The sequence below is a fragment of the Streptomyces millisiae genome, from assembly GCF_031845425.1.
Classification (GTDB): Bacteria; Actinomycetota; Actinomycetes; order Streptomycetales; family Streptomycetaceae; genus Streptomyces; species Streptomyces millisiae.
The window spans coordinates 1-19,118 of sequence record NZ_JAVREM010000076.1 but is presented as its reverse complement, the minus strand read 5'-3'; the positions used below and the strand labels follow the sequence as shown (position 1 = coordinate 19,118).

Annotated in this window: 26 protein-coding genes; 10 read left to right on the top strand and 16 right to left on the bottom strand. The window is 72.9% G+C overall.

The features are described 5' to 3' along the window. Positions 1 to 47 precede the first annotated feature (47 nt). Both RNC47_RS31625 and RNC47_RS31620 read right to left on the bottom strand, forming a co-directional pair. Positions 48 to 251, bottom strand: coding sequence for a DUF397 domain-containing protein (locus RNC47_RS31625; protein WP_311603753.1), 204 nt, complete (start codon positions 249 to 251; stop codon positions 48 to 50). After that, positions 248 to 1,081 carry a helix-turn-helix domain-containing protein gene (locus RNC47_RS31620; RefSeq protein ID WP_311603751.1) on the bottom strand — a complete coding sequence of 278 codons (834 nt, stop codon included), beginning with the start codon at positions 1,079 to 1,081 and terminating at the stop codon, positions 248 to 250. Before RNC47_RS31620 ends, RNC47_RS31625 begins: the two co-directional genes overlap by 4 nt. Positions 1,082 to 1,118: 37 nt before the next feature. Here RNC47_RS31620 and RNC47_RS31615 point away from each other — a divergent pair, with 37 nt between their 5' ends. The 3 genes from RNC47_RS31615 to RNC47_RS31605 all read left to right on the top strand — a co-directional run bounded on the left by RNC47_RS31615 (position 1,119) and on the right by RNC47_RS31605 (position 3,286). Then, entirely contained in the window at positions 1,119 to 1,544 is a 426-nt protein-coding gene (locus RNC47_RS31615; RefSeq protein WP_311603750.1) for an ATP-binding protein, read from the top strand. Positions 1,545 to 1,665: 121 nt separating this feature from the next. Beyond that, complete coding sequence (locus tag RNC47_RS31610) at positions 1,666 to 2,832, top strand: ABC transporter substrate-binding protein (protein WP_311603748.1); 1,167 nt, start codon at positions 1,666 to 1,668, stop codon at positions 2,830 to 2,832. A gap of 82 nt (positions 2,833 to 2,914) precedes the next feature. Further along, positions 2,915 to 3,286 (top strand): PPOX class F420-dependent oxidoreductase, encoded by a 372-nt coding sequence (locus tag RNC47_RS31605; RefSeq protein ID WP_311603747.1) that lies wholly within the window; start codon positions 2,915 to 2,917, stop codon positions 3,284 to 3,286. A 27-nt stretch (positions 3,287 to 3,313) separates the two neighbouring features. On the opposite strand, the gene RNC47_RS31600 is transcribed toward RNC47_RS31605, so the two are convergent. Next, entirely contained in the window at positions 3,314 to 4,507 is a 1,194-nt protein-coding gene (locus tag RNC47_RS31600) for a hypothetical protein (protein WP_311603745.1), read from the bottom strand. A gap of 198 nt (positions 4,508 to 4,705) precedes the next feature. Here RNC47_RS31600 and RNC47_RS31595 point away from each other — a divergent pair, with 198 nt between their 5' ends. Next, positions 4,706 to 5,098: a VOC family protein gene (locus tag RNC47_RS31595; protein ID WP_311603744.1), complete on the top strand. Its 393-nt coding sequence runs from the start codon at positions 4,706 to 4,708 to the stop codon at positions 5,096 to 5,098. Positions 5,099 to 5,122: 24 nt separating this feature from the next. Here the strand turns inward: RNC47_RS31595 and RNC47_RS31590 are convergent, their stop codons facing one another. From RNC47_RS31590 to RNC47_RS31570, 5 genes are all read right to left on the bottom strand, one after another. Continuing rightward, a complete protein-coding gene (locus tag RNC47_RS31590) occupies positions 5,123 to 5,251 on the bottom strand; it encodes a DUF6126 family protein (RefSeq protein WP_311603743.1) in 129 nt (42 codons plus the stop codon). Between the two features lie 16 nt (positions 5,252 to 5,267). Then, positions 5,268 to 5,873, bottom strand: coding sequence for a helix-turn-helix domain-containing protein (locus RNC47_RS31585; protein ID WP_311603742.1), 606 nt, complete (start codon positions 5,871 to 5,873; stop codon positions 5,268 to 5,270). A 62-nt stretch (positions 5,874 to 5,935) separates the two neighbouring features. Further along, positions 5,936 to 6,553, bottom strand: coding sequence for a hypothetical protein (locus RNC47_RS31580; RefSeq protein WP_311603740.1), 618 nt, complete (start codon positions 6,551 to 6,553; stop codon positions 5,936 to 5,938). After that, positions 6,550 to 7,350, bottom strand: a complete 801-nt coding sequence (locus RNC47_RS31575) for a MerR family transcriptional regulator (RefSeq protein ID WP_311603738.1) — start codon at positions 7,348 to 7,350, stop codon at positions 6,550 to 6,552. Before RNC47_RS31575 ends, RNC47_RS31580 begins: the two co-directional genes overlap by 4 nt. Before the next feature lie 115 nt (positions 7,351 to 7,465). Further along, positions 7,466 to 8,122, bottom strand: a complete 657-nt coding sequence (locus tag RNC47_RS31570) for a transglycosylase SLT domain-containing protein (RefSeq protein ID WP_311603736.1) — start codon at positions 8,120 to 8,122, stop codon at positions 7,466 to 7,468. Between the two features lie 447 nt (positions 8,123 to 8,569). Between RNC47_RS31570 and RNC47_RS31565 the strand changes: the two genes are divergently transcribed. The 4 genes from RNC47_RS31565 to RNC47_RS31550 all read left to right on the top strand — a co-directional run bounded on the left by RNC47_RS31565 (position 8,570) and on the right by RNC47_RS31550 (position 11,843). Next, complete coding sequence (locus tag RNC47_RS31565; protein WP_311603734.1) at positions 8,570 to 8,782, top strand: ferredoxin; 213 nt, start codon at positions 8,570 to 8,572, stop codon at positions 8,780 to 8,782. A gap of 52 nt (positions 8,783 to 8,834) precedes the next feature. Continuing rightward, positions 8,835 to 10,058 (top strand): cytochrome P450, encoded by a 1,224-nt coding sequence (locus tag RNC47_RS31560; RefSeq protein WP_311603733.1) that lies wholly within the window; start codon positions 8,835 to 8,837, stop codon positions 10,056 to 10,058. An 83-nt stretch (positions 10,059 to 10,141) separates the two neighbouring features. Next, on the top strand, positions 10,142 to 10,759 hold the full coding sequence (wrbA, locus tag RNC47_RS31555) for an NAD(P)H:quinone oxidoreductase (protein ID WP_311603732.1): 618 nt from the start codon (positions 10,142 to 10,144) through the stop codon (positions 10,757 to 10,759). An 82-nt stretch (positions 10,760 to 10,841) separates the two neighbouring features. After that, complete coding sequence (locus tag RNC47_RS31550) at positions 10,842 to 11,843, top strand: EamA family transporter (protein ID WP_311603730.1); 1,002 nt, start codon at positions 10,842 to 10,844, stop codon at positions 11,841 to 11,843. Here the strand turns inward: RNC47_RS31550 and cutA are convergent. The 8 genes from cutA to RNC47_RS31510 form a co-directional block, all read right to left on the bottom strand. Continuing rightward, positions 11,830 to 12,156 carry a divalent-cation tolerance protein CutA gene (cutA, locus tag RNC47_RS31545; protein WP_311603728.1) on the bottom strand — a complete coding sequence of 109 codons (327 nt, stop codon included), beginning with the start codon at positions 12,154 to 12,156 and terminating at the stop codon, positions 11,830 to 11,832. The two genes, RNC47_RS31550 and cutA, sit on opposite strands and share 14 nt — an antisense overlap. 25 nt (positions 12,157 to 12,181) lie before the next feature. Next, complete coding sequence (locus RNC47_RS31540) at positions 12,182 to 13,165, bottom strand: alpha/beta fold hydrolase (RefSeq protein WP_311603727.1); 984 nt, start codon at positions 13,163 to 13,165, stop codon at positions 12,182 to 12,184. 115 nt (positions 13,166 to 13,280) lie between these two features. Further along, on the bottom strand, positions 13,281 to 13,868 hold the full coding sequence (locus tag RNC47_RS31535) for a Uma2 family endonuclease (protein ID WP_311603725.1): 588 nt from the start codon (positions 13,866 to 13,868) through the stop codon (positions 13,281 to 13,283). A gap of 88 nt (positions 13,869 to 13,956) precedes the next feature. Further along, positions 13,957 to 14,337, bottom strand: a complete 381-nt coding sequence (locus RNC47_RS31530; RefSeq protein ID WP_311603723.1) for a VOC family protein — start codon at positions 14,335 to 14,337, stop codon at positions 13,957 to 13,959. A 43-nt stretch (positions 14,338 to 14,380) separates the two neighbouring features. Next, entirely contained in the window at positions 14,381 to 14,803 is a 423-nt protein-coding gene (locus RNC47_RS31525; protein ID WP_311603721.1) for a protein-tyrosine phosphatase family protein, read from the bottom strand. Further along, a complete protein-coding gene (locus tag RNC47_RS31520; protein WP_311603720.1) occupies positions 14,800 to 15,378 on the bottom strand; it encodes a CGNR zinc finger domain-containing protein in 579 nt (192 codons plus the stop codon). Before RNC47_RS31520 ends, RNC47_RS31525 begins: the two co-directional genes overlap by 4 nt. Before the next feature lie 66 nt (positions 15,379 to 15,444). Continuing rightward, positions 15,445 to 16,164, bottom strand: a complete 720-nt coding sequence (locus RNC47_RS31515) for an ABC transporter permease (RefSeq protein WP_311603718.1) — start codon at positions 16,162 to 16,164, stop codon at positions 15,445 to 15,447. A 33-nt stretch (positions 16,165 to 16,197) separates the two neighbouring features. After that, positions 16,198 to 17,082: an ABC transporter ATP-binding protein gene (locus RNC47_RS31510; protein ID WP_311603717.1), complete on the bottom strand. Its 885-nt coding sequence runs from the start codon at positions 17,080 to 17,082 to the stop codon at positions 16,198 to 16,200. Between the two features lie 133 nt (positions 17,083 to 17,215). On the opposite strand from RNC47_RS31510, the gene RNC47_RS31505 reads away from it, so the two are divergent. Together RNC47_RS31505 and RNC47_RS31500 are read left to right on the top strand one after the other, a co-directional pair. Further along, entirely contained in the window at positions 17,216 to 18,376 is a 1,161-nt protein-coding gene (locus RNC47_RS31505) for a sensor histidine kinase (RefSeq protein WP_311603715.1), read from the top strand. Continuing rightward, positions 18,373 to 18,975 (top strand): response regulator transcription factor, encoded by a 603-nt coding sequence (locus tag RNC47_RS31500; RefSeq protein ID WP_311603713.1) that lies wholly within the window; start codon positions 18,373 to 18,375, stop codon positions 18,973 to 18,975. The genes RNC47_RS31505 and RNC47_RS31500 overlap by 4 nt, the downstream gene beginning before the upstream one ends. Positions 18,976 to 19,118: the final 143 nt, after the last annotated feature.

Genomic DNA, 19,118 nt, shown 5'->3' with positions numbered 1-19,118 from the left:
GGCGTTCCTGGAGGAACCGCACCCATGGTGGCGGATGTTCGGGGTCCCTAGTCCTTGAGGTGTGCCACGAACGCGTTCCAGGTTTCCATGGGCAGGACGAGTGCGGCGTCGGGGTTCTTGCTGTCCCGCACTGGGACGATGCCGGGGAAGCCGTCAGCGACCTCGACGCAGTTCCCGTTGGCCTGGCTCCTTCGGGGCTTGCGCCATCCGGCCTGGGCGAGGTCGAGGGCCACGCCCCCTTCGCTGTTCATAGCTCCTTCATCCTGTTCTTGATCATTGCCAGCGTCTGAGGGGCGCTCACGGCGTTGGCTCGGAGGTTGTCGAACAACACCTCGTAACGCTGCGAGTCGCTGACATAGGGGTCGGTGTTGGCTTCGACGTACACGACATCCGGATCTTCTGGATGTGCGAACCGCAGAATAACGAACGGTCCTACCAGTGTCCCCGGATGGGCGCCATGGGTGAAGGGGATTACTTGTAGGAGTACGTTCGGGCGAGCGGCCAGTTCAAGCAGGTGCGCGAGCTGCTCGTGCATGACCTCTCGCCCACCGACCTGGCGGCAGAGGGCCGACTCGTCGAGCACGGCTCGGACTTCCACTGGCTGGGCTTGCTCAAGAAGCTGCTGACGTTGCATCCGCACGTCATGCCTCTGCTCCAGCGCCTCGTCGCTGAGGCCGGGGCCGGTGGCCCGGTTGATCGCTTCGGCGTACCTGCTGGTCTGAAACAGGCCCGGCACCACGGTCTCGTAGGTGAGGATCGCCTCGGCCTCTGCCTCCAAGCCGATGTAGGTGGAGTACGGGATGTCGCTGTAGAGCTGCCACCATCCCTTCTTCCGAGCCTCACGCGTCAGCTTCTCCAGCTTCTCGCGCTGATCCAGATCATCCACGCCGTAGAGGTCAAGAAGCCGGGTCACGTCGGCCGGCGTCGGTGCGGACCGGCCGGCTTCGATGCGAGACAGCTTCGAGGCCGACCAGCCCAGACTCTTCGACGCTTCGGCTCCCTTGAGGTTGGCCGTCTCGCGAAGCCGCTTGAGCTCCTGGCCCAGACGGCGCTTCCGGACCATCGGGCTTGCAGTCGTCATCCCCAGCTCTCGGAGTGCGATCGCCGTGGAGATGCCTATGCGAGTCACTGAGCGAACCCCCAAGGACGCCCGTAGTTGGTCACTCACCGCACGGGTCGACGAGATCACGATCTGGCGTCACGTCGTGGCGGACGTCCTCCAGAGTTGGCGGGCGGACCAGAGAGCCGTCGAGCTGGCCGCGTTCGGCATCTCGGAGTTGCTCTCGAACGTGGTCAAGCACGTTCCCGATCGGCGGTGCCGCCTCCGAGTCGTTCGGCTTGGGGAGCAGGTCTACATCCAGCTCTTCGACAGCTCAGCCGTGCCACCCGTCATGGGAGAGCCGGCATGGGACGCCGAGTCGGGGCGGGGCTTGTGGCTGCTGCGGGAGATGTGCCCGCAGTTCGGGTGGGAGACGGCGCCGCGCTGTCTGGGCGTGAAGTGTGTCTGGTTCTCATGCCGGTTGACGAGCGAGGGCGAGCGGTGAGCGTCGTTGTCCGGGCGGCCGGTCACCCACACGGGTGGGCCGTCGCACCCGCCGGCCGTGGCGCGCCGTTAGCCGGCTGTCGGTCGGCGCGAGCGGGAGGCGGTGCGGGATGCGGGGATCGGTGGCGACCGTGGGGGTCGTGGTGGCGCGGTCCGGGCGGCTGGCGGCCCTGGGGGACCCGCTGGCGTTCGCGATGTCGTGGCTCGCGCCGAGGTTGGGCGGGTCGCTGCGGCTGGTGAGCCGGGACAGCCGGTCGTCGGCGGAGGGCGCCCGGCGGGCGGTGCGGGAGCTGGTGCGGGACGAGGGGGCGGTGCTGGTCCTCACCCTGGCCGGCACCGAGGTGCTGCCGGCGGTCGCCGACGTCTGCGAGGAGTCGGGGGTGCCGTGCGTGTCGAGCGCCTTCCCCTGGCAGGCCTACTACTACGGGCGCGGGGCTGAGGACGGGACGCCGTTCCGCTGGACGTACCACTTCTGCTGGGGTCTCGACGCGATCGCGGAGACCTTCGCCGACCTGTGGGAACTGGCCGGTGGCCCATGCCAGTCGGTGGGCTGCCTGTGGAACTCGGGTCCGCAGGGCGGCTGGTCGCGGCACCGGGCGCGCGGCTTCGCGCCGGTCGCCGCCGCGCGCGGGCACCGTCTGGTGGACCCGGGCGGCTACCAGGAGCCGGCGGACGACCTGTCCGAGCACGTGAAGGTGTTCGCCGCGGCGGGCGCCGAGGTCGTGACGAGCGCCGCGACCGCCCGCGACCTGGGGCACTTCCGCGAGCTCGCCGCCGAACACGGGTACCAGCCCCGGCTGATCACCTGCTCGCGGTGGCTCGCCTACCCGCCGTCGGTCACCAGCGGCGGTGCCCGGCCGGCCCAGGCGGACGTGGCGACCCTCGTCTACTGGACGCCGGGACACCCCTACCGGTCGTCGCTCGACGGCATGACCGCGGCCGAGTTGGCCGAGGCGTACGAGCGGGACACCGGGCGGCAGTGGCTCCAGCCGCTCGGCCTGGCCCACGCGCTGTTCGAGGTCGCGGCGCACGCGCTGGCCACCGCCGCGGACCCCGGGGACCCGGCGGCGGTGGCCGAGGCGATCGGCCGGGCGCGTCTCGACACCATCGCGGGGCCGCTCGACTGGCCGGCGGGACCGGTGCCGAACGTGGCGACCGTGCCGCTCGCCGGCGGGCAGTGGCAGCGCGGCGCCCGGCACGACTACGAGCTGGCCGTGGTGAGCAACCGCCGGGTGCCCGGCGTCCCGGTGACCGCGGAGCTGGCGCCGCCGCGTCCGTTCCCGGCCTGACCCCGCCGCGTGGCGCCCGGCCGGGTGACCGGTCGGGCGCGCGTCGCCCACCGGCGACGACCTCGGGGGAAAGGATGCGCACATGACACACTTCACCGACGCGCAGCGCGCGTACCTCGGCACCCAGCGGCTGGCCAGGCTGGCCACCGTCGACCCCGGTGGCCAGCCCCAGAACAACCCGGTCGGCTTCTTCCTCCAGGACGACGACACGATCCTCGTCGGCGGCCTGCGGATGGGCGCCACCAAGAAGTGGCGCAACCTCCAGGCCAACCCCCGGCTCTCGCTCGTCGTCGACGACGTCGTCAGCGTCGACCCCTGGAAGGTGCGGTTCGTCGAGATCCGGGGCACCGCCGAGCTGCTCGTCGGCCCGCACGGCCTCGGCTCGCACTTCAGCCCGGAGGTGATCCGCATCCATCCCCGGAAGGTGCACAGCTGGGGTCTTGAGGAGGAGTGACCCCGGATCGCGTGCCGCCCGGCGCCCTCAGTCCGTGACCCGCTCGAAGGGCGTCGGGGAGGCGCCGGTCCAGCGGTAGAGGTAGACCTCGCCGAGCTGCCGGCGCTGGCCGTCCACGGTGACCGCGCGGCCCTCGGCGGCGTAGTAGTAGCCGTCGCCCAGGGCCTCGAGGCCGTAGTTGCCGTGGAAGTCCCAGCCGTACACGCCGGTCGCCGGGTCGTGCCGGCCGTCGCGCACCAGGCTGAGCAACTGGCCGCGCTCGCGCTGCGGTTGGCCGGTTATCTCGCCCCGGCGCGGCGGCACGTCGCCGTCGACCACGAAGAAGGAGTAGTTGGGGAACTCCTCCTTGGTGCCGGTGTAGACCGCCATCATCCAGTTCCCGGTGTACGGGTCGTACTGGAGGTTCTGCACCCCGTAGGTGGTGTTGCCGGTGCGGACGAAGTACTTGCCGTTCGGGCGGGGCGGGCCGCTGCGGTGCGGGTCGCTCTGCGACAGCGGCCGCTCGTAGCGGGCCCAGTTCCGCACGTCGTACTCCAGGATCACCTGGTGGTCGTTGTCGGTGCGCCCGGTGTTCGCGTACACCCCGTAGGCGACCATCAGCCGCTGCCGCCCGCCCCGGTCGCCGCCCCGGTCGCCGCCCCGGTCGTCGCCGCGCGAGCCGAACGACGGGCCGAAGGAGACGCCGTCGATGCCGCTGCACCCGTAGCGGTGGTCGGCGGTGTTCGCGGTGTCGCCGTCGAAGACGCCGTCGCCGTCCATGTCGGCGGTGAAGTCGTCGACGACCTCCTCCAGGTGGACGGCCGTCATCACGCCGTCCGTCTCCGCGTTCATGCCGACCCGGTCGATGGCGTCGACGTCGAAGACGGCGATGTAGAACGCCTCCTCCGCCTTGTACTCGAGCGAGCCGTAGACCCGGCCGTCCTCCGGGTTGAGGTCGATGTCGCCGAGGTGCCCGGTGAGCCCCTCGACCGTGCCGATCACGTTGCCCGCCAGGTCGGTCTTCACCAGCATCTGCGTGAACGACCAGTAGACGAAGCCGCCTTCGGTGTCGACGGTGACGCCCTGCACGTGACTGGTCGGCCAGGCGCCGCCGTTGATGTGCGTCGGCAGCTCGCCGGCGTCCGGCCGGACCTCGCCGGGGGACGCGGCGAGGGCGGGGCCGGCGACGGCCGTGGCGGCCAGGGTGACGGCGGCGAGCAGGATCGTTCTGACGCGTGGCATGGGGAGTGCCTCCTTGTCCGGTGAGCGGCGCAAAACAGACCGGACCCTAGGAAGCGTCGGTTATCGGACCGCCGGCTTCCGAGAACGTCCGGTCGACGCCCCGGTGAACAGCGCCCGGGGCGTCGGGAGTTCTGGTGCCCCGCCGGGCGCGGCGCAATGCGGTGGCGACGTCGCCGCCGGTCAGGCAGGCTGGCCGGCATGGCATCTTTCGTGGAGAACGTGGCGATCGACTGCGCCGACGCCTATGCGCTGGCCCGCTTCTGGAGCGAGGTGACGGGCGCTCCCCAGCACCCTGAGGACCGTCCAGGCGACGAGGAGACGCAGGTCCTGTTGCCGACGGGGGCCATCCTCCACTTCAACCAGGTGCCGGAGCCGAAGACCGTCAAGAACCGGATCCACCTGTGCCTGCGCCCCGACACCACCCGCGAGGCCGAGACGGAGCGCCTGCTCGCCCTCGGCGCCACGCTGGTCGCCGACCGCCGCAATCCGGACGGCACGGGCTGGGTGGTGCTCGCCGACATCGAGGGCAACGAGTTCTGCGTGCTGCGCAGCGAGTCCCAGCGGGCCGCGACCACGCCGGCGGATCAGTAGCGGAGGCCGGTGGCCGCGTCGCGGTCAGGCGCCGAGCGAGAAGAGGAAGATCAGGAAGGCGGCGAAGAGGTGGCCGACCAGGCCGTAGGCGAGGAGGCGGATCCACAGGCTTCTGGGGATCCGTTCCTCGCGGTCGGGGGAGCGGGGCGTCACGGGTCTCCTTCGTGGCTCAGCGGCGGATGGCGCCCAGGCACAGCTCGGTGCCGGCGCTCCGCAGCAGGGTGTGGACGAAGAGCAGCTCGACCCCGGAGGCGGTGACGGCGCCGAGGCGGTGCGGGGTGAGGGAGTCGAAGTGGGCGCTGTCGCCCTCGCCGAGCAGGTGCTCGGCGTCGCCGAGCCGCAGCCGCAGCCGGCCGCGCAGCACGTGCAGCCACTCCTCGCCGGGGTGCACGCGGACCAGCTCGTCCTGCCCGTCGCCGTGCGGCACCCGCACCCGCAGCGCCTGCATCGCGCGGCCCGGGGCGCCGGCCTCCCAGTAGGTCCAGCCGCCCGAGCGGCGGGCCTCCGCCTCGCCCGCCCTGACCACCGGGTCCGGGTCCGGCACCGCCTCGCCGAGCAGCCCGGAGACGGTCGTACCGTAGGTCCTGGCCAGGCCGAGCAGCACCGGCAGCGAGGGCTGGCGCCGCCCGGTCTCCAGGCGGGAGAGGTGCGCGGGGGAGAGCCCGACGCGGCCGGCCGCCGCTTCGAGCGTCAGCCCCGCGCGACGGCGCAGCGCGCGCAGCCGCGCGGCGACGAGTGACGGCTCACCGGCCGCCCCCGGGGGAACGGGGTCCATGGCACCGATTGAGCCAGAGCCTTACCCGAGGGGCAAGGCGTCTTGCCTCTGGGGCAAAAACGCTAGGCCGGGTCGAGGCGGGCGCGGGCCCGCAGGGCCGCGACGGCGGACCCGGGGTCCTCGGCGTAGCAGCGGAAGGCGCGGGCCGTGGCCGTGGCGCCGAGGACGCGGGTGAAGGCGATCGGCTCGGTCAGCTCCACGGTGACCGTGGTCTGGCCGGCCACCGCGAGGTCGGCGTGGCCCCGCTCGTCGACGGCGCCCGGGCTGGTCGCGGGGTAGCGGCGTTCGACTCGGGCCGACGCGATCCGCTCGGCGGGGATCCGGATGTCGAGGAGCGCGCCGTAGCGGAGTCTGAGCGAGCCGTCGGCGCCGATGACGTGCGGGCGGACCGCCAGCGACGCGTGCAGCGCGATCACGAACCAGCACCCCCAGACGCCGAGGACCAGGGCGATCAGGTGGACCAGGGGCCAGGGGATCAGCAGGGCGAGCACCACCGTCTCCACCACGGAGGCGAAGAGGAAGCAGAGCGTGACGGCGTGCTGGCCCGCCGCGTACGGCACCGGCAGGTCCTCGCCGGCGCGCACGCCGTGCGGCCCGCGTCGGGTGGCCCAGCGCAGTGTGCTGGTGGTGAGGAGCAGCTCGTGGCGGGCGAGCCGCAGGGCGGCCCGGGCGGCGGTCATGGCGCCGGCTCCCGCAGCAGTTCCATGGCGCGGTGGATCGCGGCGGCCTGCGCGGGCGTGAACTCGGCGAAGAAGGCGTCGGCGAAGCCGCCGGCCGTGTTCTCCTCGGACAGCGCGCCGGGGGTGGACAGCGCCTCGCGCGCCTCCTCGGGCAGGCCGTCGACGACGGCGCGGGCCGTCAGCTCCACCCGGGGGTCGTCCACGGCCGCGTCCGCGAGCTCGTCGAACATGGCGTAGACGGCGTAGGCCCGGGTGACGGCCTCGGGGTCGGTGGTCAGCGTGGCCAGCAGCCCGTCGAGCCAGCGGTGGGCGCCGCCCGGGGGGCCGGTCTCCAGCAGCGCGAGCAGGGCCCGCTCCTTGGCGGCCCAGGCCGGCTCCGGCCCTTCGAGGCCCGTGCTGACGCGGGCCATGTCCTCGAAGAGCGCGGTCAGCTCGAAGGAGACCGGCGCCTCGGCGCCGAGCCCGCCGGTCTCATCGGCCTGCCGCAGCAGCCACGCCAGGTGGGCGCGCCGGCGCCGGATGTCGGCCTCCTGGCGTGCCAGGTCGGCGTCCAGCTCGGTCAGCACCTCCACCAGGTCCTTGCCGGCGTCCTCGGCCAGCACGTCCCGGATCTCGTCGAGGCTGAGTCCCAGGTCGCGCAGGCGCCGGACGCGGGCGAGCGTGATGGCGTCGCGCAGCGTGTAGTGGCGGTAGCCGTTGGGGTGCCGCGTGGGCTCGGGCAGCAGGCCGACGCGGTGGTAGTGGCGCACGGCGCGTGGGGTGGTGCCGACGAGGTCGGCGAGCTCTCCGATCCGCATGACCCCAGTGGAAACCCTGTCGCTACGACAAGGTCAAGCGGGTGCGCGCACGCCGACGCCCCGCCGGCGGGGGCCGGCGGGGCGTCGGGTCACGGGGTGGCGGTGGCTACCCCGATCAGTAGGCGCTGTTCACGTTGTCCATCGAGCCGTACTTGTCGGCGGCGTAGTTACAGGCCGCGACGATGTTGGCCACCGGGTCGTAGATGTCCTTCTTGGTGCCGTCCACGTGGTACTGCTCGAAGGTCGGGTCGATGACCTGGAGCAGGCCCTTGGACGGGATGTTCTTGTGGGCGTTGGTGTCCCACATGTTGATCGTGTACGGGTCACCGGAGGACTCGCGCATCAGGTTGCTGTAGATGCCGTCGTAGCTGCCCGGAATGTCGTTCTCGTCCATGACCTTCAGGGCTTCCTTGATCCACTTGTCGATCTCCTCGCGGCTGGCGGGCACCGGGTCCGGCTGCTCGTCGTGCGCGATGGGTATCAGCTTGCCGTCGTCGTCGAACTCGGCGCCGCGACCCGGGTCCTCGGCCTGCTTGTCGGCCTGCTTGTCGCCGTTGTCGGTGGCCTTCTCGACGGCGGTCCTCGTCGTCGACTCGTTGACCTGCTGGGTGACCTCCTGGGTCGAGGCGGTGGCCTCGGCCGGGCGCTCGGAGGCGTGGGCCGGCAGCGTCAGGGAGACAGCCACGGCCGCCGAGGCGGCCGCGAGGCAGGCCACCCGCGCCGGGCGGCGGCGCAGCGCGGTCGCGGTGGCGGTCGTCGTGATGGCGGGCATGGAACAACCTTTCGAAGCGGGATGGGGATCGGCTGCCGGTCTGGTGCGCGGCAACGTCGCCCAGCATGGAAAGTGCTCGGGCCCGAGGGCAAAGGTGTGACCTACGAAGGCAAACCGTGCAGAAGTCGGGCGAATCGCCTGTTGAGCCTCATTGCGGGCGGTTTGGGTGCGCCGAACGTCTACGACCCGGCATCGGACGTGACGGCCGTCTCATCGCCGAGGTCACACGGGGCCCCCTCCCCGGCCACGGTCCGTCCATCGGTCGGATACGAGGTGTGAGAGTTCGGCGGCCGGAGAAGTTGCCCACCGTGCGGGTCGCGAAACGGATCGCAATCGGCCCACGGGCGTTCCCTATCGGTCAGTGTCCAGCCGCTCGCTTGACGTGACCGCGCGGCGCTCGATTCGCTGGTGGGGCTGTCGCCGGGACGAGGGGCGAGGAGGGTCGCCGTGCGGGTGAGCGTGGACGCGGACAGGTGCTGCGGCTCGGGCCAGTGCGTGCTCCAGGCGCCCGAGGTGTTCGACCAGCGTGAGGAGGACGGGATCGTGCTGCTGCTCGACCCCCGCCCCGGGCCCGCGCTGCACGCCGCGGTGCGCGAGGCCGCCGCCGTCTGCCCGGCCACGGCCATCACCGTCGCGGAGGGCTCCGACGTGGAGCCGTGACCGTCCGACCAGGACCACGGGGGCCGAAGGAAGAGGAGGCGAGGACGCCACCATGACCAGCGCGCTCGAACCCGTGGCCGAGGACACGGCCGAGATCCCCCCGTTCCCCATGGCCAGGGCCGAAAGCTGCCCCTTCGACCCGCCGCCCGGCCTGCGGGCCAGCCGCGAGACGGCCCCGCTGACCCGCGTGCGGCTCTGGGACGGCAGCACCCCCTGGCTGGTGACGACCCACGCCGAGCAGCGGGCGCTGCTGGCCGACCCCCGTCTCAGCTCCGACGTGACCAGCCCCGGCTTCCCGAAGACCGTCCCCAGCTCCGGGGGCGGGCTCAGCTTCATCACCAAGGACGACCCCGAGCACGCCCGGCTGCGCCGCATGGTCACCGGCGCCTTCACCGTCCGCCGGGTGGAGGCGCTGCGGCCCGCCGTGCGGCGGATCGTGGACGACCGGATCGACGAGCTGCTCGCCGGTCCCCGGCCGGCCGACCTGGTGACGGCGTTCGCGCTGCCGGTGCCGTCGCTGGTGATCTGCGAGCTGCTGGGGGTGCCCTACGCCGACCACCCCTTCTTCCAGGAGAACAGCGGGATCCTGATCACCAGGACCACGACCCCCGAGGAGCGCGCCGCCGCCCTCGCCAGGCTCACCGACTACCTGCGCGAGCTCGTGACCAGGAAGCTCGGGGACCCGGCCGACGACCTGCTGTCCGGGCTCGTCGCCCGGATCGGGGCGGGCGAGCTCTCCGTCGCGGAGGCGGCCGAGATGGGCGTGCTGCTGCTGGTCGCGGGCCACGAGACGACCGCCAACATGATCGCGCTCGGCACCGCGCTCCTCCTCCAGCACCCCGACCAGCTCGCCCTCGTCCGGGACGCCGAGGACCCGGCGGCGGTCGCCTCGGCCGTCGAGGAGCTGCTGCGCTTCCTCACCATCACGCACAGCGGGCTGCGCCGGCGCGCGCTCGCCGACATCGAGATCGCCGGCCGGGTGATCCGCGCCGGCGAGGGCGTCGTCCTGCCCAACGACATCGGCAACCGGGACCCCGACGCCTTCCCCGAGCCCGACCAGCTCGACGTGCGGCGCGACCCGCGCCGCCACACGGCGTTCGGCTTCGGCGTCCACCAGTGCCTGGGGCAGCCGCTGGCGCGCCTGGAGCTCCAGGTCGTCTACGGCACGCTCTACCGCCGCGTCCCCACCCTGCGGCTCGCGGCGGACGTCGACCGGCTGCCGTTCAAGCACGACGGGTCCGTCTACGGCGTCCACGAGCTGCCGGTGACCTGGTGACCCGGTGACCCGGGGCCGTTTCCCGCGTGGTTTAATCTTCAACGACAAGTTGCGGATCCATCACCAGTCACGGGAGCCACGCCATGTCCACCCCGGTCAAGCTCGCTGTCATCTACTACTCCTCCACCGGCTTCAGCGCCGAGATCGCCAGGGAGATCGCCGACGCCGCCGAGAAGGCCGGCGCCGAGGTGCGCGTCCGCCGGGTCGCCGAGCTCGCCCCCGCCGAGGCCATCGCCGCCAACGAGGCGTGGGCCGCGCACGCCGCCGCCAGCGCCGACATAGCCGAGGCCACCCCGGACGACGTCGAGTGGGCCGACGCCGTCGTCTTCGGCACCCCGACCCGCTTCGGCAACGTCGCCTCCCAGCTCAAGCAGTTCCTGGACACCCTCGGCGGCCTGTGGGCCCAGGGCCGGCTGGCCGACAAGGTCTACAGCGGCTTTGTCACCACCGCCACCCAGCACGGCGGCCAGGAGTCGACCCTGCTCGCCCTCTACAACTCCATCCACCACTTCGGCGGCCTGATCGTCTCCCCCGGCTACACCGACGCCGTCAAGTTCGCCGACGGCAACCCCTACGGCACCTCGCACGTCGACGCCCAGGGCAACAACCCGATCAACGACACCACCCGCGACGCCGCCCGCCACCAGGCCCAGCGCGTCGTCCGCGTCGCCGCCGCCCTCAAGGCCGGCCTCTCCGCCTAGGTCCTGAGGCCCCGGGCCCTCCGACACCCGGCCCCGGGTGTCGGAGGGCCATGACGCGGCCCGCTCCAGGCAGCCTCGTCGAATGGGTGCTGTTCTCGCGCTGGCCTCCGCCGTCTGCCACGGCGTCGTCGACTTCGCCGGCGGGCTGCTGTCCCGCCGCGTGCACTTCGCCGTCGTCACCTTCGTCGGGCAGCTCGGCGGCCTCGCGCTCGCGCTGCTCGCCGCCCTGCTCGTGCCCGCCGACGCCGTCTCCTCGGCCGACCTGGCCTGGGGCGCGCTCTCCGGCGTCGGCAGCGGCATCGCCATGCACTTCCTCAACCGGGGCCTCAGCCGTGGCGCCATGAGCGTCGTGGTGCCGGTGAGCGCCGTCACCGGCGTCGCGCTCTCCGTGCTGTGCGGCGTCTGCCTCCTCGGCGACCGACCGACGCCGCTGGCCTGGCTCGGCATCGTCCTCACCGTGCCCGCGCTGTGGCTCGTCGCCGGCGGCGACGGCGAGCCGCGCGGGCCCGAGGGGCGGGCCTCCGTCGACGGCCTGGTCGCCAGCCTCGGGGTCGCGGTGCAGTACCTCGGACTGGCCCAGGCCGACCCGGCGAGCGGCGTGTGGGCCGTGGCCGCCGGCCGGGTGGCCGCCGTCCTGATCCTGCTGCCGAGCGCCGCGCGGCACGCCCGCCACTTCCGGATCCCGGCCCGGCCGCCAGGGCCTGTCTTCCGGATCTTCGTGGATCAGCGAGCGGCGGATGGCGCCCGGCTGGCAAGGCGCCGGATCGCAGCTCGTACTTGGCCGTACTCGCGCGATTCGGCAACGCAGCCAGGCGGGATGCCAGTCGTCGCGAGCCCGCGAGGATCCGGAAGACAGGCCCTAGCTCAGGCGGCTCTCATCGGGGCCGGCGCGGCCTGCGGCCTCATCCTCTACCTCTGGGCGACCCGACAACAGATGCTGGCCGTCGCCGTCGTGCTGGCCTCCCTCTACCCGGCGATCCCCACCGTCCTCGGCTTCGTCCTGCTCGGCGAGCGGGCCACCAGAACCCAGTCCACCGGCCTGTTCGGCGCCACCGCCGCGATCGTCCTGCTCACCCTGGGGTGACGGTCTCCTCGTCCACCCAGGTCAGGTAGGCCGCGCTGCCCGCCGTGATCTCCGCCGCGACGATCTCGGGCACGTCGTAGGTGTGGGCGGCCCTGACATGGGCCTCCAGCGCCGCGTAGCCGGCGGCCGGCAGCTTGTACAGCACCCGCCACTCCTGGTCCGTCCGCACCGCGCCCTCCCACCGGTACACGCTGGTGATCGGCCCGTCGACCTGCGCGCACGCCGCCAGCCGCGCCTCCACCGCCGAGCGGGCCAGCGCCTCGGCGGCCGCCCTGCTGTCCGTCGTCGTCGACACCGTGATGTGATCGGCCATGCGCGGAACTGTACCGACGCGCCCCTCAGCCCGGCAGGGCGTCCAGCCACTCCACCAGCAGCCGGTTGACCTCCGCCGGTCGCTCCTGCTGCACCCAGTGGCCGCAGCCCTCCAGGATGTGCGAGCCGACCAGACCGGGGAGGGTGGTCGGGAAGGCGGCGATCGCCTCGCCCATCCACGTCGTGGAGGCGTCCAGGCCGCCGCCGACGAACAGCGAGGGCTGGGTGACGGGCGCGCCCGCGTGGTCGGCCAGGTCCTCCCAGTCCCGGTCCATGTTCCGGTAGCGGGCCAGCGCCCCGCTCAGCCCGGTGCGCTCGAACTCGCCGGCGAAGACGTCGAGGTCGCGCTCGCCGAGCCAGGCCGGCAGCCGACCGGCCGGGAACCGGTCCCGCATCCGCCCGCCCCGGCCGACGAAGTGCGGGTCGGGCGCGCCCGGCGCCGGCATGGTGTCGGCGGACAGCGCGGCGTAGAGGCCGGCCAGCCAGCCGCGCACGTCGGGCTCGATCTCCGCCTCGGCCCGCCCCGGCCGCTGGAAGTAGGAGACGTAGAACTCCTCGTCGCCCCCCATGGCCGCGAAGACCTCGCTCGGCCGCGGGCCGCCGGGCGGCGCGTACGGCACGCTGAGCATCCCGACCGCGCGGAACACGTCCGGCCGCAGCAGCGCGGACGTCGCGGCGATGTTCGCACCCCAGTCGTGCCCGACGACCACCGCGTCGGACTCGCCGAGACCGTGCACGACGGCCACGGCGTCCGCCACCAGATCGAGCATCCGGTACGCCTCCACCGCCGCCGGCCGCGACGACCGCCCGTACCCCCGGACGTCGACCGCCACCGCCCGGTATCCGGCGGCGGCCAGCGCGGTCAGCTGGTGGCGCCACGAGTACCAGGACTCCGGAAACCCGTGCACCAGCAGCACGAGCGGCCCCTCACCCGACTCCACCAGGTGCGTCCGCCCGGCGGGCGACGCCACGAACCGGTGCCGGAACTCGGCGGCGGGTGTCTGCGACATGGTTCCTCCCGATCACACACGGCGCGCGGGCCCTCTCCGGCGCGCCTGCGGGAATCATGCGACCGGAGGGGCGACGCGTCCCTGACCCGTTGCCGATCCGGCAAACCGGCGCGGGTCAGTCGTGGGGGAACTTGTCGGTGGGGATGACCATGTCGACGATCGTGCCCGAGAGGTCGACGGGGTCGCCGAACTTCACCGTGACCTCCTCGCGGTACCTGTCGCCTTCCGGCTCCGTCAACACGAGGCACTTCCTGGTGTAGGGATCGACGATCAGGTAGACGGGAACACCGGCTGCGGCGTACGCCTCGCGCTTCTTGCCGTAGTCGTTTTGGGCCGTGCCACGGGAGATGACCTCTGCGACGAACTCCACGTCCTTGTAGCGGAAACGGCCACGTTCGTCCTCCGCGGCGTCGGCGGAGAACTTGACCACGTCCGGGCAGAAGGCGTTCCGGTCGCCGGGGAAGTCGACGCGGACATCAGATGTCGCCAGGACATCCTCCCCGAAGCGTTTGATCAACGCTGTGATCAACTTCATGGTGATGAACCAGTGGGTGTTCCGCTGCGGCGACACGAAGATGCCCCCTCCGACGATCTCGGCCTTGAGGCCTTCGGGGATCGCCCGCTCCAGCAGCTCGAACAGCTCGTCCGAGCTCATGTCGTCGGTGTCGGCCATCTGGATCCTGTCGGTCATGACGACGGTCATCGTGCCGCTCCTCCCCAGCGCGCCCATTGCGCGCAGCCGCCGTGTCCAACGATACGTACGTATGGTGAGTCACGCCCGAGAACGCGCGTCAGGGCCACGTGTTGGCCCCGGCCTCGAAGACCTCCGGAGCGCTGTGCACGGGCAGGACGCACAGCAGGTGGCCGCCGGGTGCGCGCAGCACCTGGCAGTCGAGCCAGGTGGTGACGCGCTCCGCGCCCAGGGCCAGCAGGCGGTCCGTCTCGGCCTGGAGGTCGTCGGTCTCGATGTCGATGTGGAAGCGCGGCGCGTCGTCGCCGGTCCGCTGCGTGGCGGTGACGATGCCGGGAATGGCGTCCCGCAACACGGTGAACTGGGGGTGGTCCGGGTCGGGTTCGGCGGGGGCGCCGAGCGCGGCGGACCAGAAGCTGGCCGCCGCCGCGGCCTCGGGGGTGTCGATGAGCAGGGCGTAGACACGGCTTCGGTGGGACATGCGGAGACGGTAGCGATCCGACCGGCGCCGTGCCGAGCCGGTTTCAGCCCGCGAAGCGGGTGATCCAGCGGCGCTGCCAGGGGGTTTCGACGGCGCGTGGGTGGTGGTGTGCGCGGACCCAGGCGACGGCCTCGGTCGGGGGGAGGCCGGCCAGGACGGCGAGGCAGGAGAGGACGGTGCCGGTGCGGCCGACGCCGCCGTCGCAGGCGACCTCGACCGTCTCGCCGGCGAGGGCGCGGGCGTGCAGGTCGCGGATCAGGCGGCCGGCGAGTGCCGGGTCGCGGGGGAGGAGGAAGTCGGGCCAGTCGAGCCACTCGTGCGGCCAGTCGAGGCGCGCGTCGTGGCGGCGGCGGAGGCGGGCGGTGCCGAGGTAGAGGCCGTAGTCGGGGGCGGGGCCTTCCGGCCACGGCTTGCGGAGGCCGCGGGCGCGCACGGCGGCCCCGTCCGGGAGGAGCAGCGGGGTCATCGGACGGCCTGCCGGGCGCGGTGGTTGGCGACCTTGACGCGGTTGCCGCACAGCTCGGGCCGGCAGAATCGGCGCCGCCCGGTGCGGCTGGTGTCGGCGAACACGCCCCGGCAGCCCGGTGCGGCGCAGTCGCGGAACCGGCCGTGGCCGAGGGCGCGGACGACGCCGGCGAGGCCGGCCGCGAGGAACGCCGCCAGCTCGTCGGCGAGCGGGGCGCCCGGCGCGGTCGGCACGTGCCAGCGCCACCGGCCGTCGACGCCGGCCGCCGCGTCCCGCCGCAGCACGGGGCCGAGCGCGGCGCGCCGCATCAGCACGGCGCAGCCGGCGACGGCCTGGTCGGCGGTCTCGGTCTCGATGATGCCGCGCGCCTCGCGGCGCAGCAGCTGCACCTGGAAGAGGTCGGTGGCGGTCGGCGGCGGGGCGTCGAGCCGGAGGTCGTGGTCGGCGAGGAACGCGGCCAGCGCCTCGGGGCTCGGCAGGCCGTCGCCGGCCGGGCCGCGCACGGTGGGCGAGGTGGTGACCAGGTCGGTCGCCACCCGCGCGCCCGCCACGTAGTCGTGCAGGGGGAACTCCACGGACCGCCCCTCCGAAGATCGGTAACGTGTGTGGAGTGACTATACAGGTTACCGACCGGGGGGTCGTCAACTCCGCGGTTCCCAGCGGAAGAGCCGGGAGGCCAGCGCGACGGCGACGACCACCCAGCTCAGCGTGGGCACCAGGAGGACCAGCGAGTCACCGACGGGGACGCCGCCGTCCCAGGCGTCGAGGATCAGCTCGGTGGCCGAGCCGCCGGGCAGCAGCCGCTTGAGCGGGGCGAGCTCCGCGGTGCCCGAGATCCCCACCCAGCTGGCCACGGCGATGACGCCGAGGCTGACGGGCAACGTGGTGACCTGGGCGTGCTCGGGGGAGTTCGTCAGCCCCGCCGTGGCCAGGCCGAGGCCGAGCATCATGGCCACGATCGCGAGGACCGCCGCGACCAGCAGCGGCACGTTGGCCGGCCGGCCGGAGACCGCCGCCAGCACGGCGAGGATCGTGGTCACCTGGACCAGCGCGATGACGGTGACCGGGAGCAGCAGCCCGGTGAGGATGTCGGCGTCGCCGGCCGCGGTGGAGCGCAGCCGCTTGAGGAACAGGTTCTGCCGGCGGGCGGCGAGCGTGGTCACCGCGGTGGTGTAGAGCCCGAAGGCGCCGACGGTGAACGAGATCACCGCCGCGATGTAGCCGAGGCTGCCCAGCTCGGCGAAGACCTCGTGCTGGTAGACGAAGTACGCGGCGACCGCCGTCGGCATGATGAGGCTGGTGACCAGGACCAGCCGGTTCCGGAGGATCTGGACCAGCTCGCTGAGCGCGATGGAGAGCATGGGAGGGGAGTCCTTGTCTTGGGGGTGGGCGGGCTACGCGTCGGTGAGGGCGCGGAAGACGTCGTCGAGCCGGGTCGGCCCGGCCTGGAGTTCCCGCAGCTCCAGACCGTTGTCGTGCGCCCAGCCGAGCAGCGTGTGCAGGTCCTTCTGGAGCTGGAAGGTCTGGACGAGGAAGGTGCCGTCGCCCTCGCGGGTGGCCGGCAGCGGCAGCGCCGCCGCGAGCACCGGCAGGGCGAAGCGGATGGTGGCCGGCAGCGTCCGCGTCAGCTCGAAGACGGTGCCCTCCTGGTGGAAGGCGCCCCGGTGCATGAGCCCGATGCGGTCGGCGCGCTGCTGCGCCTCCTCCAGGTAGTGCGTGGTGAGCACCACCGTGGCCCCGTCCTCGCGCAGCCGGTCCACGGCCTGCCACAGGGCGTCCCGGGACTGGATGTCGAGACCCGTGGTGGGCTCGTCGAGGAAGAGGAGGTCCGGCGTGCCGTAGACGGCGGTGGCGAAGTCCAGGCGTCGCTTCTCGCCACCGGAGAGCTGGGACACCCTGGTGCCGGCCCTGCGGGTGAGGTCGACGACGCCGAGCACACGGTCGACCTCGTCGACGCGCCCGGTGAGCCTCCCGATCAGCCGGACCGACTCCCGGACCGTCAGGTCGGGTGAGAACCCGCTCTCCTGGAGCATGATGCCCATCCGGGGCCGCACCGCCCGCCGGTCCCGCGGGCTGTGCCCGAGGACCCGCACGGTGCCCGAGGTGGCGGCGCGGTGGCCCTCGACGACCTCCAGGGTCGAGGTCTTGCCCGCCCCGTTCGTGCCGAGCAGCGCGTAGAGCTCCCCGCGCCGCACCTGGAAGGACAGGTCCTTGACGGCGTGGAAGTCGCCGTAGTGGAGGTTGAGCCGTTCGACGTCGATGACCGGTGTCTCGTTCATGCCTCGATCCCACCCGCCGCGACGCCCGTCCGGCAGTGGCGCCGTGTCACCGTCCGTGGGTGACGTCCGTCAGGTCGGGAGATGACGTGGCGTCACTGGTGCCGCGCCGGAGCCCGGCGGAATACTCCGAGGCGTGACCCACGACTGGCCGGCGGCGCACACCATGCTCGACCACAACGCGGCGACGCGGGGCGGGCTGCGGCGGCTCAACCTCGCCATGCTGCTGCCGCCGCTCGCCGCCGTCGGCGCGCTGCTGGTGGCCGTCGAAGCCCGCACCTGGTGGGACGCCGCCGTGCTGACGCTGAGCGCGGCGGCGGGCTTGCTCGCCGTCGAGCGGTGGACGGCCGGCGACCTGGCCCGGGTCGCGCTCCCCTGCCTGGTGGTCACCGCGGCGGCGTGGCCGTACGGGGTGCTGGTGGCCGGCAGCGACTCGGCCGCCTACGGAATCATGATCGTGGGCCCCCTGGTCATCCCCCAACTCCCGCGCCACCGGCGGGCGGCGACCCTGGCGCTGATCGGCTTCGTCGCCGCGGTGGGCGCGGCGCGGCCGCTGGTCTCGGGGGACGACGCCGGCGCCCTGGTCGGCTACCTGCTCGTCCCCACCGGCGTCGTCGTCATGGCGACCGGCCTCAACGTCGCCAACCAGCGGTTCTACCAGCTCATCCAGCAGTCGCGGGAGCGCGAGGCGGAGCTGGCCGTCATGCGGGAGCGGGTGCGGTTCGCCGGCGACCTGCACGACATCCAGGGCCACACGCTGCACGTGGTGAAGCTGAAGGTCGCGCTGGCCGACCGGCTGATGGACGACGACCCGGCGGGCGCGCGGCGGGAGTTGCGGGAGGTGCGTGCCCTGCTGGGCGAGACCATCGCCCAGACCAGGGAACTCGCCCACGCGCAGCGGCGGCTCAACCTCTCCGCAGAGCTGGAGAACGCGAAGAACCTCTTCGAGGCCGCCGGCATCCGGGTGCGCGTCGACCGGGAGGCCGAGGCCGACCCCCGGGCCGGCGAGCTGCTCGGCCAGGTGCTCCGCGAGACGACGACCAACATCCTGCGGCACTCGCGGGCCGAGCGGGTGCGGATCACCCTCGCGGAGCGGGGCATCACCATCGTCAACGACGGCGCGCCGGACGGGCCGACCCCCGAGCTCAGGGGCCTCGCGGCGCTCGGGGACCGGGTGGCGGGGGACGGCGGCCGGCTGCGGGTGGAACAGCGGGACGGGCGGTTCGAGACGGCCGCCGAGCTCCCGCGCCCGCGCTCCGGCGTCGTCCGGCCGGCGACTCGGAAGGACGACCGATGACCACCGTGGTGCTCGCGGACGACGAGGCCCTGCTCCGTAAGGCGTTGGCGGCGTTGCTGCCCATGGAGGGGGAGATCACCGTGCTGGCCGAGGCGGCGGACGGCGCGGCGGCCGTCGAGGCCACCCTGCGGCACCGGCCCGACGTGCTCGTCGTCGACCTGGAGATGCCCGGCGTGGACGGACTCGGCGCCGTCTCGTCGATCCGGCGCGCGCTGCCCGAGCAGGTGATCCTGATGCTGACCCGGCACGCCAGGCCGGGGGTGCTCCGCAGGGCCCTGAAGCTCGGGGTCCAGGGCTTCGTCAGCAAGTCGGCGGAGCCGGCCCACATCGCGTCGGTCGTCACGGCCCTGCACCAGGGCGGGCGGTGGATCGACCCGGAGGTCTCCGTGCTGGCCCTCGTCGACGACTGCCCGCTCACCGACCGGGAGCTCGACGTGCTGCGGGTGACCCGCGACGGGTACGCGGTCGCCGACATCGCCGCCCGGCTCCACCTGGCGGAGGGCACGGTGCGCAACTACCTCTCCCGGGCCATGCAGAAGACCGGGACCCGCACCCGGCACGAGGCGGCGCGGTACGCGCGGGAGCACGACTGGCTGTGAGACTCCTGGGCGCGGCCTAGATGAGTAAGTCCTAACGGCTGGTGGGGTGCATGAACGAGGTGAGGGTGTTCAAGATCCGGTTGTGTCGACCGACCTGAACACCCTCATCACGGCACTGTACGTGAAGATCGATGACGATCTGA